Origin of the sequence: Actinomycetospora chibensis, from assembly GCF_028737215.1 — a bacterium.
In the GTDB taxonomy this organism is placed as follows: domain Bacteria; phylum Actinomycetota; class Actinomycetes; order Mycobacteriales; family Pseudonocardiaceae; genus Actinomycetospora; species Actinomycetospora chibensis.
Window position 1 is genome coordinate 233,355 of the sequence record NZ_JAQZAM010000006.1, and the last position, 13,567, is coordinate 246,921.

At 69.2% G+C, this 13,567-nt stretch carries 11 protein-coding genes; 7 read left to right on the plus strand and 4 right to left on the minus strand.

All coding sequences use genetic code 11. The features are described from left to right. Positions 1-66: 66 nt before the first annotated feature. Complete coding sequence (locus PH189_RS11550; RefSeq protein ID WP_274188927.1) at positions 67-414, plus strand: hypothetical protein; 348 nt, start codon at positions 67-69, stop codon at positions 412-414. 115 nt (positions 415-529) lie between these two features. On the opposite strand, the gene PH189_RS11555 is transcribed toward PH189_RS11550, so the two are convergent. Next, positions 530-3,577 (minus strand): DEAD/DEAH box helicase, encoded by a 3,048-nt coding sequence (locus tag PH189_RS11555; protein ID WP_274188928.1) that lies wholly within the window; start codon positions 3,575-3,577, stop codon positions 530-532. Positions 3,578-3,910: 333 nt separating this feature from the next. Here PH189_RS11555 and PH189_RS11560 point away from each other — a divergent pair, with 333 nt between their 5' ends. Further along, positions 3,911-4,669 carry an SDR family NAD(P)-dependent oxidoreductase gene (locus PH189_RS11560; protein ID WP_274188929.1) on the plus strand — a complete coding sequence of 253 codons (759 nt, stop codon included), beginning with the start codon at positions 3,911-3,913 and terminating at the stop codon, positions 4,667-4,669. Between the two features lie 8 nt (positions 4,670-4,677). On the opposite strand, the gene PH189_RS11565 is transcribed toward PH189_RS11560, so the two are convergent. Beyond that, positions 4,678-5,166, minus strand: a complete 489-nt coding sequence (locus tag PH189_RS11565) for a hypothetical protein (RefSeq protein ID WP_274188930.1) — start codon at positions 5,164-5,166, stop codon at positions 4,678-4,680. 96 nt (positions 5,167-5,262) lie between these two features. Between PH189_RS11565 and PH189_RS11570 the strand changes: the two genes are divergently transcribed. The 4 genes from PH189_RS11570 (at position 5,263) to PH189_RS11585 (ending at position 7,678) form a co-directional block, all read left to right on the plus strand. After that, positions 5,263-5,613, plus strand: coding sequence for a hypothetical protein (locus PH189_RS11570; RefSeq protein WP_274188931.1), 351 nt, complete (start codon positions 5,263-5,265; stop codon positions 5,611-5,613). Positions 5,614-5,725: 112 nt separating this feature from the next. Next, a complete protein-coding gene (locus PH189_RS11575) occupies positions 5,726-6,379 on the plus strand; it encodes a hypothetical protein (protein ID WP_274188932.1) in 654 nt (217 codons plus the stop codon). 87 nt (positions 6,380-6,466) lie between these two features. Continuing rightward, positions 6,467-7,009 carry a YbhB/YbcL family Raf kinase inhibitor-like protein gene (locus PH189_RS11580; RefSeq protein ID WP_274189048.1) on the plus strand — a complete coding sequence of 181 codons (543 nt, stop codon included), beginning with the start codon at positions 6,467-6,469 and terminating at the stop codon, positions 7,007-7,009. Between the two features lie 15 nt (positions 7,010-7,024). Next, positions 7,025-7,678 (plus strand): TMEM175 family protein, encoded by a 654-nt coding sequence (locus tag PH189_RS11585; RefSeq protein WP_274188933.1) that lies wholly within the window; start codon positions 7,025-7,027, stop codon positions 7,676-7,678. Here PH189_RS11585 and PH189_RS11590 read toward each other — a convergent pair. Then, a complete protein-coding gene (locus PH189_RS11590) occupies positions 7,636-7,836 on the minus strand; it encodes a hypothetical protein (RefSeq protein ID WP_274188934.1) in 201 nt (66 codons plus the stop codon). The genes PH189_RS11585 and PH189_RS11590 overlap by 43 nt on opposite strands. Before the next feature lie 34 nt (positions 7,837-7,870). Between PH189_RS11590 and PH189_RS11595 the strand changes: the two genes are divergently transcribed. Next, complete coding sequence (locus PH189_RS11595) at positions 7,871-8,446, plus strand: YdeI/OmpD-associated family protein (RefSeq protein WP_274188935.1); 576 nt, start codon at positions 7,871-7,873, stop codon at positions 8,444-8,446. A gap of 43 nt (positions 8,447-8,489) precedes the next feature. Here the strand turns inward: PH189_RS11595 and PH189_RS11600 are convergent, their stop codons facing one another. Then, positions 8,490-13,292 carry a helicase HerA domain-containing protein gene (locus PH189_RS11600; protein ID WP_274188936.1) on the minus strand — a complete coding sequence of 1,601 codons (4,803 nt, stop codon included), beginning with the start codon at positions 13,290-13,292 and terminating at the stop codon, positions 8,490-8,492. Positions 13,293-13,567: the final 275 nt, after the last annotated feature.

The following is a 13,567-nucleotide window of genomic DNA, read 5'->3' on the forward strand; positions in this document are numbered from 1 at the left end:
TGCGGCGGGGTGCTGCGCGGCGCGTCGCCAGCAGGCACGGCGACCGGCCGAGAGACCATGACGACGATGCCCGAAGGCCTGACGAGAACCCGGCAACAGACCGAAATCGGCGAGGGTCTCGCCGTCGGCTGCCTGGTCGCGGGCGTCAACGCGATCAGCTCGACCGCCCCGCTCGACACCGCGCTGACGACCGCCTTCGACTCGTGGCCGTGGGTCTCGCGCTACCCAGCGGCGCGTCGTCACCCGAGACTCGCCGAGATCCTGCAGCGCAGCTCCGGGCGCCGCGGGAGCCGGGTCGCGCGGTGGAGCTCCTCCAGTGGGCTCTTCGTTCCCCAGCTCTGCGACGACGAGTGGGATCTATCCGCAGCCTGCGTCCAGCTCGAGGAGGCGACGGCCATCCCCGCGCGACGGTAGTGCGAGCTCGCCACCGCGTTCCTCGAGGGCCTCGAGCCCGTCTTCGTGTGGCGGGCGCACCCCATCGATCCGCTCGACGACATGTGACTCGGACACTCGCTGAACGGGCTTCCTCCTAGGCAGCGTCGACGGCACCAGCTTGGAGTAGAGACTGCGGCATCGGCCGGTCGAGACGCCAGGTGATCGATATCGGGCGCTCGCCCGCGTGCTCTACGGCAGTAGCCGTCCCGAGGCATAGGAACGGCGCGGACCCGAACTCGTCGGCGCGGGTCGCCCTCACGAACAGCACGACGTTGCTCGTTCCCTTGATGTACCGCTGACCCATCGGCGACGCGAGCGCTGTGGCGTTCTGCGATTCCCAGTGGAAGAGGTCCGAGGAGATCGGGTAGTCCCGATATCTCGTCGATGGCGCGAAGTCCTTCTCCTCCTTGTGCAGAGTGACCAACAGCGCGTCCACGTTCGTCGCCTCCGAGTACACGACCCCGGCGGCCTGCCCACGCGTCTTACGCGTCCCGTCCGCCCAACCGATACCCGCCAGGACCTCATCGCGCCGATAGGTGCAGTGCGACCGAAGCGAGACGCCCGGAACGCTGAGCTCCCTCGGCACCATCCGCGCCCGGTCCGCAGCGAGCGCCATCAGCGTGCCCAACTCCTCGGCAACAGCCGGGTGCCTGCGCAGCGTCCGCAGCGCCGCCTCGAAGGAGGCGTGGCGACCGAGGTCTGGCCAGATCGTGTAGACGAGCATCCGCGCGAGGGCCTGGTCGTCCGCCGACAGCGAGGGGAAGGCCGGACACTCGGCACTCAACAACTCACTGTAAGTGGCGGCGCGACCTGGATCGTCCACGTGAATCAGGCTCGCGACCCGCCGGAGGAGTTCGTCCTCCCGATGACCCGCAGGCTTCGTCGCGAACCCGGCCTCCCTCCGCAAGCCGGTCCAACTGACTCCAGCGACGCGACCGTATACATCGGCGAGCTCCTGTCCACTCGCCTGGAGGTAGTCCTCGAGCGACAGGTCGCCATGCGACCGGACGTCCTGCACCAGCGCCTTCCGGCCGCCCTTCAGACCCTGGCGCACGTTCTCGAGCACGACTCCCTGCGCGACACGATCGAGAATCAACCGCGAACCAGAAGGGAGGAACGGGAAGCCATCCTCGATGTCGCGAACGAGCCCTCCACGGGTCGATCCGGTCAGCGCGCGATAACGGACGTCGAAACGGAACTCACGGCGATGCTGGCCGATGAAGTCGAGGACGGTGAGCACCGCTTTCCCGGGCGTTCTTCGAAGCCCGCGGCCGAGCTGCTGAAGGAAGATCGTCGCGCTCTGGGTGGGCCGGAGGAACAGGACGGTGTCAACCGTCGGGAGGTCGACGCCTTCGTTGTAGAGATCGACGGTGAACAGGCACGCGACTGCGCCCGAGCGAAGGTCGGCCGCGGCCTGGTCGCGCTCGACCGACGCGGTTCCACCGTGCACCGCGCGTGACGGGATGCCGGCCTCGCTGAACTTCCGCGCCATATACTCGGCATGCGAGACCGAGACACAGAAGCCGAGGGCGCGTACCCGCCGAGGATCAGCCACCCGGTCATATAGAGCGCTGAGAACGATCCGTGTTCGAGCGTCGTTGCCGGTGTAGAGCTGATCGAGGGCCTCAGCTTCGTAGGAGCCGCGCTTCCATTCGAGCGTGCTGAGGTCGGTGTTGTCCGCGACCCCGAAGTAGTGGAACGGACACAGCAGGTCCTGCTCGAGGGCTTCCCCGAGACCGATCTCGACGGCTGTGCGGCCGCCGAAAAACTCCCGCACGTCGACACCGTCGGCGCGGTCGGGCGTAGCGGTCAAACCGAGCAGTTCAGTGGCCTCGAGCTTCCTGAGCAAGTCGCGGTACGAGGGCGCCTCCGCGTGGTGAAACTCGTCGATCACGGCCACGTCGTACGCCGGAAGGTCTACCTCGCGCAGCGACTGGACTGACGCAAAGACGTGTTTCCACCGACTTGGACGCTGACCACCGACGAGCAACTCGCCGAACGTTCCGTCGCCCAACACCTCGCGGTAGGTGCGCTGTGCCTGCTCGAGCAGTTCCCGGCGATGCGCGACGAACAGCAGGCTCTTCTCGCTGCCGCCGAGTCGCCGGTAGTCGAGCGCGGCCACGACTGTCTTGCCCGTACCGGTCGCGGCGACGACGAGGTTGCGGTGACGGTCGTGCACAGTGCGCTCGGCCTCGAGGGCTTCGAGGATGCGCTCCTGGTGCGGGCGCGGCCGGACCTCGAGCCCCGAGAGGACCAAGGTGGACGGACCGGCCCCCGACTGGGCGCCGAGCGCGCGGTCGAGAAGTTCGGCGTCGCGGTCCGGGTCGTATGGCCGGAACTCCGGGTTATTCCAGTAGGTGTCGAAGGTGGCCTCGAACTTGCGGACTAAGGTCGGTGTAGCGACCGACGAGATGCGGACGTTCCACTCCAACCCGTCGACTAACGCGGACTTCGACAGGTTGGAACTTCCGACGTACCCCGTGTCGAACCCGCTGTCCCGCCGAAATAGCCAGGCCTTCGCGTGCAGCCGCGTTGACTGCTCCTCGTACCGAATACGCACCTCAGCGCCGTAGCGTCGGACTAGTTCGTCCACGGCGCGCCGTTCAGTACCGCCCAAGTACGTCGTGGTGATGACCCGCAGCGGCACTCCGCGCTCGCGCAACGCCGTAAGCTGCTCGGCGAGAAGGCGCGTGCCGTGGAACTTGACGAACGCGCACAGCAGGTCGACCCGATCTGCACTCGCAAGTTCAGCGTTCAGCTCCGCACCCAGACTGGGCTCGTCCGGCGTGTTGGTCAGCAACGCCGTGTCCGACAGCGGCACCGTCGGTCGGACGACCCGCTGAACGCCGGGCGCCACCGCGACGGCCAGCAGCTGCTCCAAGGCCACGACAGCGTCGTCGCCCTGGTTCTGGTTCACCATGTCGACGATTCCGTTGACGAGATCGCGACGACGATCGCTGTCCGTCTGATCGGTCAGTGCGCGTCGGACGACCTCAGCGACGTGCCGGGCGAGAACGTCAGGCGCGCTCGCCTTCTCGACCGCGTCGAACCGAGCGGCGCCGTCCGGCAGAGCGCGCAGGCGTCGTTCGAGACCCCGCGTGTGAAGGAGTTCGTATAGCCCATCGTCCACTTCCCCATCCACGACGGCAGAGTGGCACATGGCTCAGATGGGTCTCGTGACCCGGTGGCCCGAAGATCAGCCTGGTGATCAGGCCGGCTAGGTCCACGACTACGGCGACCGGCTGCCTCGACGTGCCGCTCGACGACGGCACCACCCGCCAGGAGGAGATCGAGCGCGTCACATGGAGGAGGACACTGGCGTACTTCTGACGCCCCGAACTTGTCCCACGACGGACAGCCACGACACGCCGACATCGCGACGCAGGCACCACCCGGCCGTGCCGCGACCGTGACCTCCGGGCCTCCAGAACGCGCCACGCTGCGCCTTCGAGAGCGACGCGAGAGGAGGCCAATCATGGCGAGGTTGGACGGCAAGGTCGCCATCATCACCGGCGGGGAGAGCGGGATCGGGCGGGCGTCGGCGGGCGCGATGGTCGACGAGGGCGCGCAGGTGCACCTCGTCGGACTCGACGCCGACGCGCTGAAGCGGACGGTCAGCGAGCTCGGGGACGATCGAGCTGCGTTCACCAACGCAGATGTCACCGACGAGGACGCCGTGCGCCGTGCCGTCTCGGAGGCCGTCGAGCGCTTCGGCCGCCTCGACGTCGTCTTCAGCAACGCCGGCAACACGGGGGCCGTGGCGCCGATCGAGGACTACCCGTCCGATGAGTTCGCCCGCACGCTGCAGGTCCACGCGCTCGGCGCGTTCCACATGATCAAGCACGCGTCCCCGCACCTCGGCGAGGGTGCGAGCATCATCATCACCTCGAGCGTCGTCGGGCTGATGGGCTTCGGTGGCATCAGTGGGTATGTCGCCGCCAAGCACGCGCAGGTTGGCATGATGCGGGCGGCCGCCAAGGAACTCACCCCGCGTCGCATCCGGGTCAACTCCCTGCACCCCGGGCCCACGTCGACGCCGTTCCAGGACTCCATCGAGATGCGCGCGACGGGCCTGCCACAACAGGAGGCCGCAGCGGCATTCGACGACCTCGTCCCGCTCGCCCGGCACGCCACGCCTGCGGAGATCGCGAAGACTGTCGTCTACCTCGCCTCCGACGACAGCGCCTACATGACCGGGGCAACGGTTGCCGTCGACGGCGGCCTGACGATCTGAGCGCGACCTCAGTGCCCCTCGAGGTCGAGGAGGTAGGTCGCTGAGTGCTCGAGCCCCGACGGCCCGGGCAGGCTCTCCAACTCCTCGGTGCCCTCGTCCCCGATGCGGCGGATGCGGTCGACCGACCACATCCGCACGCCCTCGGGCAGGAGCGGCCACAGCATGCCGTCGGCGGCCCAGAGGTAGGGCTCGACGACCAAGCGCCCGGTCACGGCGAGCATCGCGTCCGCCGGCCACCGCTCGTCGGCGCTCGCGAGCAGGGGCTGGACGAACCCCGCGTCGAGGACGGGTGGCACCTCGGTGCCGGGCAGGCGCACCGTGCCCGCGACGGTGGTCGTGGGGACGGGGCTGCCCTCCTGCGTCACGCCGGCACTCGACGCAGCCGCGGTTGACGTCACCTGCAGCGCGAAGCCGAACCCGGCGAGCCGACCGGCGACGACGTCGTCGTACTCGCCGTCCGCGAGCGTGTGGGTCGGGACCACCGCCACCAGCCGCACGGTGCGACGGTAGCTGCCCGACCGGGTGGAGGCGCAGAGATGGATGGAACCGTTCGAGCGTTACCCGACGCGCGACCCAGCCTGAGGAGGCACGTCGTGGAACCGACTGACGCGGAGCTCTACGACCAGCTCGTCGGCTACCTCGCCGCCGAGGGCGCGGTCGACGAGGACCGCGTGCAGGGACTGGTCGTCCTCGTTGAGTTCGATCACCGTCCGCTCCCCGTGCCGCTCCGCCTCCACATCACCGCAACGGGCTTCGAGGACCATTTGCGCGCGACGGCTCCGGATGCGGCCCCCGTGTGGCCCGACGTACAGCCCGTCGAGGCAGCGTGGCGGCTCTTCCTCGTTCACCTCGAGGAGGCCGTGCGGACGGCGAAGCCCCCGGCGAGACGGAGCTCCACCTCGACCGCACCGGCGTGGTGTCGCGGGCCCGCCGAAACGCGATGAGCCCCGCGGCTCCTCCGCGAACACGAATGGGCGTTCTCGCGCCGGAGATCTGTCACCGAGCGGCACATCGCAGTGGGATGAACGGGTCACACGAGCGCGGAGGGGAACGGCCATGACGAGCACCGAGACGAAGATCGGCGGAGCGTGCGGGGTGCTGGCCGCGGTGGCCATGATCCCGGCCTACCTCGTCGGCACCCCGAACCAGCCGCGCACGCTCGAGGAGGCGGCCGGCTACTACGAGAGCGCGGCCGGCTTCGTGACGGCGAACGGCGCACTGCCGTTGCTGCACGTCCTCCTAGGTCTGGTGTTCCTGGGCGTGCTCGTCCACGTCCTGCGCCGGGCCGCAGGCCCGTCGGGTGGCGTCTACGTCGCCCTCGCCGGTGGGGTGCTCTTCTTCGCCCTGACGTCCGCGGGCTTCGCGGCCGAGGTGGCCTATCCCGCAGCGGTCGTCCGGTTCGGCGAGATCGTCCTGCCCGCCCTCGCGCAGCCGCTCCTCGCGCTGTCGGTCTGGAGCTACCACTACGCGCAGATCGGGGCGGCCGCGATGATCCTCGCGACCTCGCTCGTCGCGTATCGCTCGAAGGCCCTCCCCGCGTGGGTCGCGGGCGCCGGCGTGCTCGGCATCCTGCCGCTGCTGCACCTCTGGCTGCCTCTGATCGCCGCCCTGAGCAGCCTGCTCTGGTTCGCGGTGATGGGCGTCGCGCTGCTCGTCGCGCCGACAGCGACCACCACCACGGACAGGGCGACCGCGCCGGCGACCGTCTGACGAGCCGCTGCCCGGGGAGGCGTGCGCGACCCGAAGCGCGGGGTACTGCGCCGACGCCAAGCACGCCCGACCGAGGAGGCCACCACCGTGTCCCACCAGCCGCCCGACCCCTACGAGTTCCTGCCCGACGTTGCGTCGTTCACCGTCACCAGCACCGATGTCGCCGACGGGCAGCCGCTCCCGAACGCGCAGGTCAGCGGCATCATGGGCGCCGGGGGCGAGGACGTCTCGCCGCAGCTGGAGTGGTCCGGCGCGCCCGAGGGCACGAAGAGCTTCGCCGTGACCTGCTACGACCCCGACGCGCCGACCGCGAGCGGGTTCTGGCACTGGGCGGTCACCAACATCCCCGCCTCGACGACGAGCCTGCCCGCCGACGCCGGCGACCCCGAGAAGGGCCTGCTCCCCGACGCGGCGATCACCCTCGCCAACGACGCCGGGGCCAAGCGCTACATCGGCGCCGCGCCGCCGCCCGGGCACGGCGCGCACCGCTACTTCTTCGTCGTCCACGCCGTCGACACCGACGACCTCGGCGTGGGCGCCGACGCCACCCCGGCGTTCCTCGGGTTCAATCTCTTCTTCCACAGCATCGGGCGCGCGATCATCACCCCGACCTACGAGATCAGCGGGTAGAGGCAGGGGGCGGCGGTGGCGGACGACGAGGACACGCCGCCACCGCCGACCCTCGACCGCGTCCAGGCGTTCAGCGACGGCATCTTCGCCATCGCGATCACGCTGCTGATCCTCCCGCTGACCGAGGCCCAGATCCGGGACGGCCATGTCATCGAGGACCTGCTCGCGCTCCAGCACCAGTTCCTGGCCCTCGGACTGAGCTTCGCGGTGATCGGGCGCTTCTGGCTGCTCCACCACGACGACCTGACGATGATGACGAGCGCCGGGCGGCGGATGCTCGTCGGCAACCTCGTCTTCCTGTTCTTCATCGTGCTCCTGCCGTTCCCGACGGCCCTGCTGGGCAGCGGGGACAGCGCCACGGCCACGATCATCTACGCGCTGTCGCTCATCGCGACGTCGCTGAGCGGCCTGCTGCTGTGGCGGTGCGCGGAGCTCGACGGCGTGGCCGGCAGCGAGCGCGCCCGGCGGTGGGCGCGCGGGAAGTACTGGGGCACCGCGGCCGTCGTGACGGGGTTCCTGCCCTCGCTGCCGCTGGCGCTCGTCTCGCCGATGTGGGCGCGTGCCAGCTGGGCGCTCGTGTTCCCGCTGGGGCTGCTCGCGGACAGGATCGAGGAACGGCCCCGGCGTCAGGAGCGGCGCCGCAGGCCCCGCAGGACCACGGCGCAGTAGACCGCCACGACGAGCAGCACGCCGCCCAGCACGACCGGCGCCCACAGGGACACCACCAGCCCGTAGACGACGGCCGCGGCACCGAGCAGGCTCGTGATCGCGACGATCAGCAACAGACGTCCGCGGCGGCCACCGCGGTCGGGCCCGGGCGAGATCACGGCCGGGACGCTACGCGCCGGCGGAGGGGGAGCCATGGTCACCGGCGAGCAGGTGCACCCCGAGGACGTCGACGCGTGGCGGGCGTGGCTCGCCGAGCACCACGACCGCGGCGTCGGCGTGTGGCTCGTGGCCTGGAAGGCCCGCATGCAGCGCCCGACCGTCGGCTACGAGGAGGCCGTCGAGCAGGCCCTGTGCTTCGGATGGATCGACAGCACCGCCCGATCGCTCGACGACGAGCGCTCGATGTTGTGGTTCGCCCCGCGCCGGCGCGGCAGCGGCTGGGCCCGGTCGAACAAGCAGCGCATCGAACGACTCGAGGCGTCGGGTCAGATGGCACCCCCTGGGCGCGCTCTGATCGACGCGGCGAAGGCCGACGGGTCCTGGACGATGCTCGACGACGTCGAGGACCTGGTGGTCCCGCCCGACCTCGCCGACGCGTTCGACGCCCACCCCGGCTCGCGCGCGCAGTGGGACGCGTTCGGCCGTTCCAAGCGTCGGGCGATGCTCGCGTGGGTCGCCGAGGCCAAGAGGCCGGCGACGCGCGCGGGGCGGGTCGCCCAGGTCGCGGAGCGGGCGGCGGTCGGGGAGGTCGCGTTCCCGAAACTATGAGGTGCGGGCACCTTGGCGTCGGAGGTGCCAGGGCGCGTTCGGGTCAGTCGCGGGCCATGTAGACCTTCCGCGCTTCGGCCCTGTCGGGGGTCGAAACGTAAGCCTGCCCGACATCGAGACCCTCAAGAGCCACCGACATATTCTGACCGGCGCGACCCCGGAGGAAACCACCGACGGTCTTGCTCTGTGGGAAGTTGCAACGGAACGCCACCTTAGTCCCGGCGTTGCCGAGTACGTCGCGGTGAAAGTCGTCGACGCCTTGGCTTGCCGCCACCACTGAGACGCCGTACTTGCGCCCCTCTTTCATGATCTTGGGTAGCGTTACGTCTTTAGCCAGGCGGTGCGCCTCATCCAGGACGACAGCCAGCCGGAGCGATCGACTCTGTCCCCACCGAAACATCTCACGATAGACTTTCCGCAAAACGAACGCACCGGCGGCAACCTGAACCTGCTCCATAAGATTGTGAACATCGATCACAACGCCACCGGAGAGCAAGCTCGCGAAGCCCGGTCCGGCACGGTCAACGAAGAGCCCAAAGTCGGTGAGAGGCCGCAACCTGGCCGCTACGTTCCGCCCTCGGCCGGCGCGTTCACTTTCCACGATTGCGGCCGCGAGTTCCTCCATGGAAGGAAGACCTGTCGGACCGCTCTCGGAGCCGAATCCGTGCGCTCGATAAAGCTCGCGGGCCGCCTCGTAAACGGCATTCTGCTGAATTTCGCCGAGCCCGCAGACGAACCCAACAACCTCAGAGAGCTCCCACGCGGCTTCGGGGTAGCGGCGGTGGTTGTCGTCCCGCATCTCGAACGGCGAAATCTCCAGCCCCTGGGACGCGTCGAGCACGGTTGCGCCAGCCGGCGGCGCTGCCGCCATATCGCCGTGGAAGTCCAGGACCAGGGCCGGCAGGCGCTGCGCCGCGAACCCATTAAGGACACGCCTTGTCGTGACCGACTTGCCCTGCCCGGGGATGCCGAGCACGAACATGTGGGGGCTCCCGGCCGTGCTGATGCGCCAGCGCACATCTGACGCGTGAGCGTCGTGTCCGAGCACCACATCGACCTCCGCGGGCCACGATTGCTCTGCGACGCTGGCTGGTGGATTCGCGGGATCGGCTGGCGCCGCGACAACCTCCGCAGTAGTAGCGGCGGAGTCGTCTGGAGTCGACGACGCTTCGGCGTCGGGCTGAGCATGATTGGCTTGGCGCGCCTCGTTACCGGGCTCTGGAAGCAGTGACGGATTTGGCGGCGAGGAGGACCGACCGGGAACTGCCGTGAGCGTCACGGGGCGTGGCCGGGGGGACGGGCGGCCCGCCTGCGGGGCAGATTGGCGGTGTGACCCCGTGGCTCCAACTTCCGTACTCGAGGCTGCGGCTCCGCTCGGCGACTCTTCCGACCTCGGAACCAGACCAGGGGAGACATCTACGGGGCGCGGGGGCACCTGGTCAGGCGACGGCTTCCCGGTGGAGGTGAATCCCGCTGACCCCAGATCGGCCGCAGTCAGGACTCGGATCGGGACACCGCGGTGCTCGCGCGGAAAGGTAGCGCCGTCGCCGGCCAGGCTTACCACGTAACCACGCCGTTCGATGTCCGGCACGAGCGAGCCGTCCTCGACGCGCTCGAAGAGCCGTTCTGCGTCGGCGCGGCGACGGTCGTCGAGGAGGCCCGTGACATGGGCGCGATTCGCGTGATGGCGCAGCACTCCAGCCAGCCGCGCACGCTGGAGTTCGGCGTCGATCCGCGGAGGATCGGTGCGGAAATATGTGTCCCGCAGCATGGACACGGTCGCGTCGAGTTGGTCGACGATCTCGCCGACCAGCGCCGCGGGGAGAGCTGCCGCGCGCCGCGACTTCACCTCGACGCACTCCATGCGCAGGGTGCGCGAGGTGCACCGGACGAGGATGACGTCGCATCGGCGCGCTCCGCTCTCGCTGTTGACATCACCGAACATCTCCTGGTGAGCGTCGACGGGGACGACGATGGTGTCGGCGAGCCTGCCTTCGGTCCTCAGGTATGCCATGAGCGCCGCAAGGCTCACGGCCTCGGTTGCAAGTGTGGATCGTCCGACCAACCGCATCGCGAGGCGCCCGGAGACCACCTGCAGGTGCGCGAGGATGTCCCGGACCGAGTCGGCGACCGCCGCGAGGTGGAGGTCGGACATTGCGTCGGCCAGCAGTCGGTAGACCTCGTCGCGACGAGTGGTGGTGACGGTGAGCCGGGGTCCCAGGCCCTCGAGGAAGTCGGGCGCGTAGTCGAGCAGGTATGGGGCCTCAGTGCCTGCGAGACTGGTGTAAAGGTCGAGACCTAGGTTGCGGTCGACGGTTAGAACCCAGTCTGCGCGGTCGTGTGCGGCGCGCAGCGACGCCAGCTCGTTGGTACCCAGCCAAGCGGTAAGCACCACTCGGCCGGTATGGCCGAGCGCAGCAGCGAGCGCGGTCTGGTAGCTGCGATGGGCATCGACGGCGTCAGCGGCTCCATCGCGCCCCACCGAACGCAACGCTGGTGCAGTCCGCCAGGCAACCCCGGTCTCGGAGGTGAACCGCCGATTGGACGCTGGGGTGAGGAGGTTACGGAACGAAGCGGCCATCTCGGGATAGTCAGTCTGACCTCCAGCCTCAACGACGGCCAGATCGGCTAGCACGCCCAGGTGCGCCGCCGACGTGTCGCTAGCGAGACATCCGTCCTCGCGGACACTGATACCGAGTGGGGGCACGAGGTGGGAGCGAGCGCCCTGGCCGGTCCGGGCCGCAACCTCGCGCTGAAGGTCGGTTAGCGCAGGGAGCGGGTCCGTGAAGGAGGGACGCCGACTGTAGGCCACCACCTGGACATCCTCGGCACTCTCCGGAACGTCGTCTTGGTCTTCATCGCTCGGGCGACCAAAGACCGACGTGCGTAACGCGCCGCTGAGCAGCTCCCCGGAACCGGCGTTATAGGCCAGGATCTGCAACGACTCCTGCCCTGGGTGGGCGACGCGATAGGCGTCCACCCGCTCCCCCACGATCCGTGGGGGGACCTGCGCGGCGACATCCACCCGCGCCAGGCCTAGCACATTCAGGACTGCCTCGACGGCCGCGCCGGGCTCAGCTTCGCCGGGATGCAAATAGATCCCGGTGCCGAGCGTCGCCTCGCGGATGTAGACGAAGGGAGACCCGTCGACGCCGTACACCGCAAACGGCAGGTTGGCTGGTGCGACGCGGCGTGCGAGGTCGACGTCGACGGAGCGCCGTCGCTCGCGGGCCGGGCCCGCGCCACGAAGGGCATCAACCCACCCGCGCAGGGTCTCGTCGTGACCGGCTAGCCATGCGATTCGGATAGGGTGAAGTGGGAGCACGATGACCGCAGCGATGGGTTCGTGACCCGCCGTAGCGACGCTGAGGGTCATTGTGTCCAAGCTGAGCAAGCTCAGGCGCGCGTCTTCGTCGGCGGCGGCGTCGAGGGCCCGCCGGTAGGTCTGACAGTAGCTTCGGACCTCTTCTCGCAGCTCAGCGTCCCAGTCCAATGCCTCGACGACATCGTAAGGAGCGCGCTCGGCGAGCTGGGCCAACAGGTGACGCCGCCGCTCGGCCAGTGTCGGCGGCAGCGCACCCTGCACTGGCGTGATCTCGGTTGTCGCCAGGACCTCGCCAAGCCGGCCAGACGCTTCCCACGCAACGGCCCGCGCCGGGTCCTCGCACAACATGCGTTGAACTGCGGCGAGCGCTGGGCTCACTGCCAGGAGGGCGCCCCGACGGCCACCAAGGCGAAACGAGAAGGTGCCGGGGTCGTCCCACGACGGGGCGTCGCACCCAAGGTCATCCTGCCCGTCGAGAGCAGCCTCGAGTCGGGCATGAGCAATCGACGGCGTCGACGATCTGCGTCCCCGGGCGGGCAGAGGATCGGAATCCCACCGAACGACGAACTGCTGACTCTCCTGAACGGCGTCGGCGTGGTCGGCAAGCAACACGGTCTGCCCGGCACTGTCCAATGCCGTCACTCGAACCAGGAGCAGCCCGGCACCATCGAGGTCTTCTTCGGCGAGCGGTAGATGGACGATCGCCTGCCGCTTGTCTCCCTTGACCGTCTGGGCGCGAAGCGGCTCAGTGTCCTGGTCGCGGAGGTCGTCAGGCGGCAAGACCTCAAGGCGCCACCGATGGATGGCCTCCGTGGTTGGTGGGTCGGTACGCCAGACCAGTTTGAGCGAGGCGGGGCTCTCTGGTCCCGCTTCGGCGTAGGGAGGATCTCCGGGAGAATCCTGTTTGAGGCGGGTGCCCGCCCGCAAGGTTCCGTCCTCCTTGAGGAACGGATCGACCCTCAGGCTACGAATGTTCTCCGGGCGTCGCTGAGCCAACGGCCAATGCTCAAAGCTCAGGGTCTCGACGTAGGGCTCCACGGCCAACGGTGCCGCCCACCCTGCGGCGTCCGACAGGTCTACTCCGGTGCGTGAAAGGTACGCGACGATCCGGTCCCGGGCCGGGCCCTCTTCGAGGCCGGCTTTCGTCACACGGTCAGGAACTGAGGCCACCGCACGGAGAGGCCGAGAGATCTCCTTGGCGCAGCGGGCGTTGTCCGAAAGCCGCCCGAGCAGGCTCTCCCCGCCGACGTCCGGTACGAGGCCGACCATCCACAGGCGGGCACCGACAGTTCTCCACTCGGGATCCTCGACGACGTCAGCGAGGTACCGGGCCCAGGTCTCGACCGGCCGTGTCCGGCCGAGAACTCGGCCCACCTGGGTCGTCGCGTGGCGCATCTCGGGATCGAGCCGCGCCGCCAGCCGGTCGCCTACCGCCCGCAAGAGCTCCGCGACGTCGTGGCGCTCGAAGCTGTTGTCCAGTGAACTCGCGGCGGCGCCGGCGCCGACCGGCACCAGCAGCATCAGGAGGCGCTGCTTACGGTTCCGGAGCTCGACGGCACGTTCGGCCGGAACTGTCACACCGTCGCCATGACCAGACCCCTCGCCAAGTACGACCACGTCCGCCGACGCGGCGCCCAGCTCGGCTCGCACCCCGCGCGCCAGCCCTATGCAGTCCTCAGGCCGGACACCGTCGACGCGCACGCAATGGCCCGCTCCGCGACCAAACACTCTGTCAGCAAGCTCCGACGCCAATGTCCGCACAACAAGCTCGGGGAGCTCCCCTCGGTCGGGCCGGG

Excerpts from the sequence above, each read along its gene's own strand:
- PH189_RS11550 (WP_274188927.1), top strand. The coding sequence starts at position 67 with ATGCCCGAAGGCCTGACGAGAACCCGGCAACAGACCGAAATCGGCGAG.
- PH189_RS11560 (WP_274188929.1), top strand. The coding sequence starts at position 3,911 with ATGGCGAGGTTGGACGGCAAGGTCGCCATCATCACCGGCGGGGAGAGC.
- PH189_RS11595 (WP_274188935.1), top strand. The coding sequence starts at position 7,871 with ATGGTCACCGGCGAGCAGGTGCACCCCGAGGACGTCGACGCGTGGCGG.
- PH189_RS11600 (WP_274188936.1), bottom strand. The coding sequence starts at position 13,292 with ATGCTGCTGGTGCCGGTCGGCGCCGGCGCCGCCGCGAGTTCACTGGAC.
- PH189_RS11575 (WP_274188932.1), top strand. The coding sequence starts at position 5,726 with ATGACGAGCACCGAGACGAAGATCGGCGGAGCGTGCGGGGTGCTGGCC.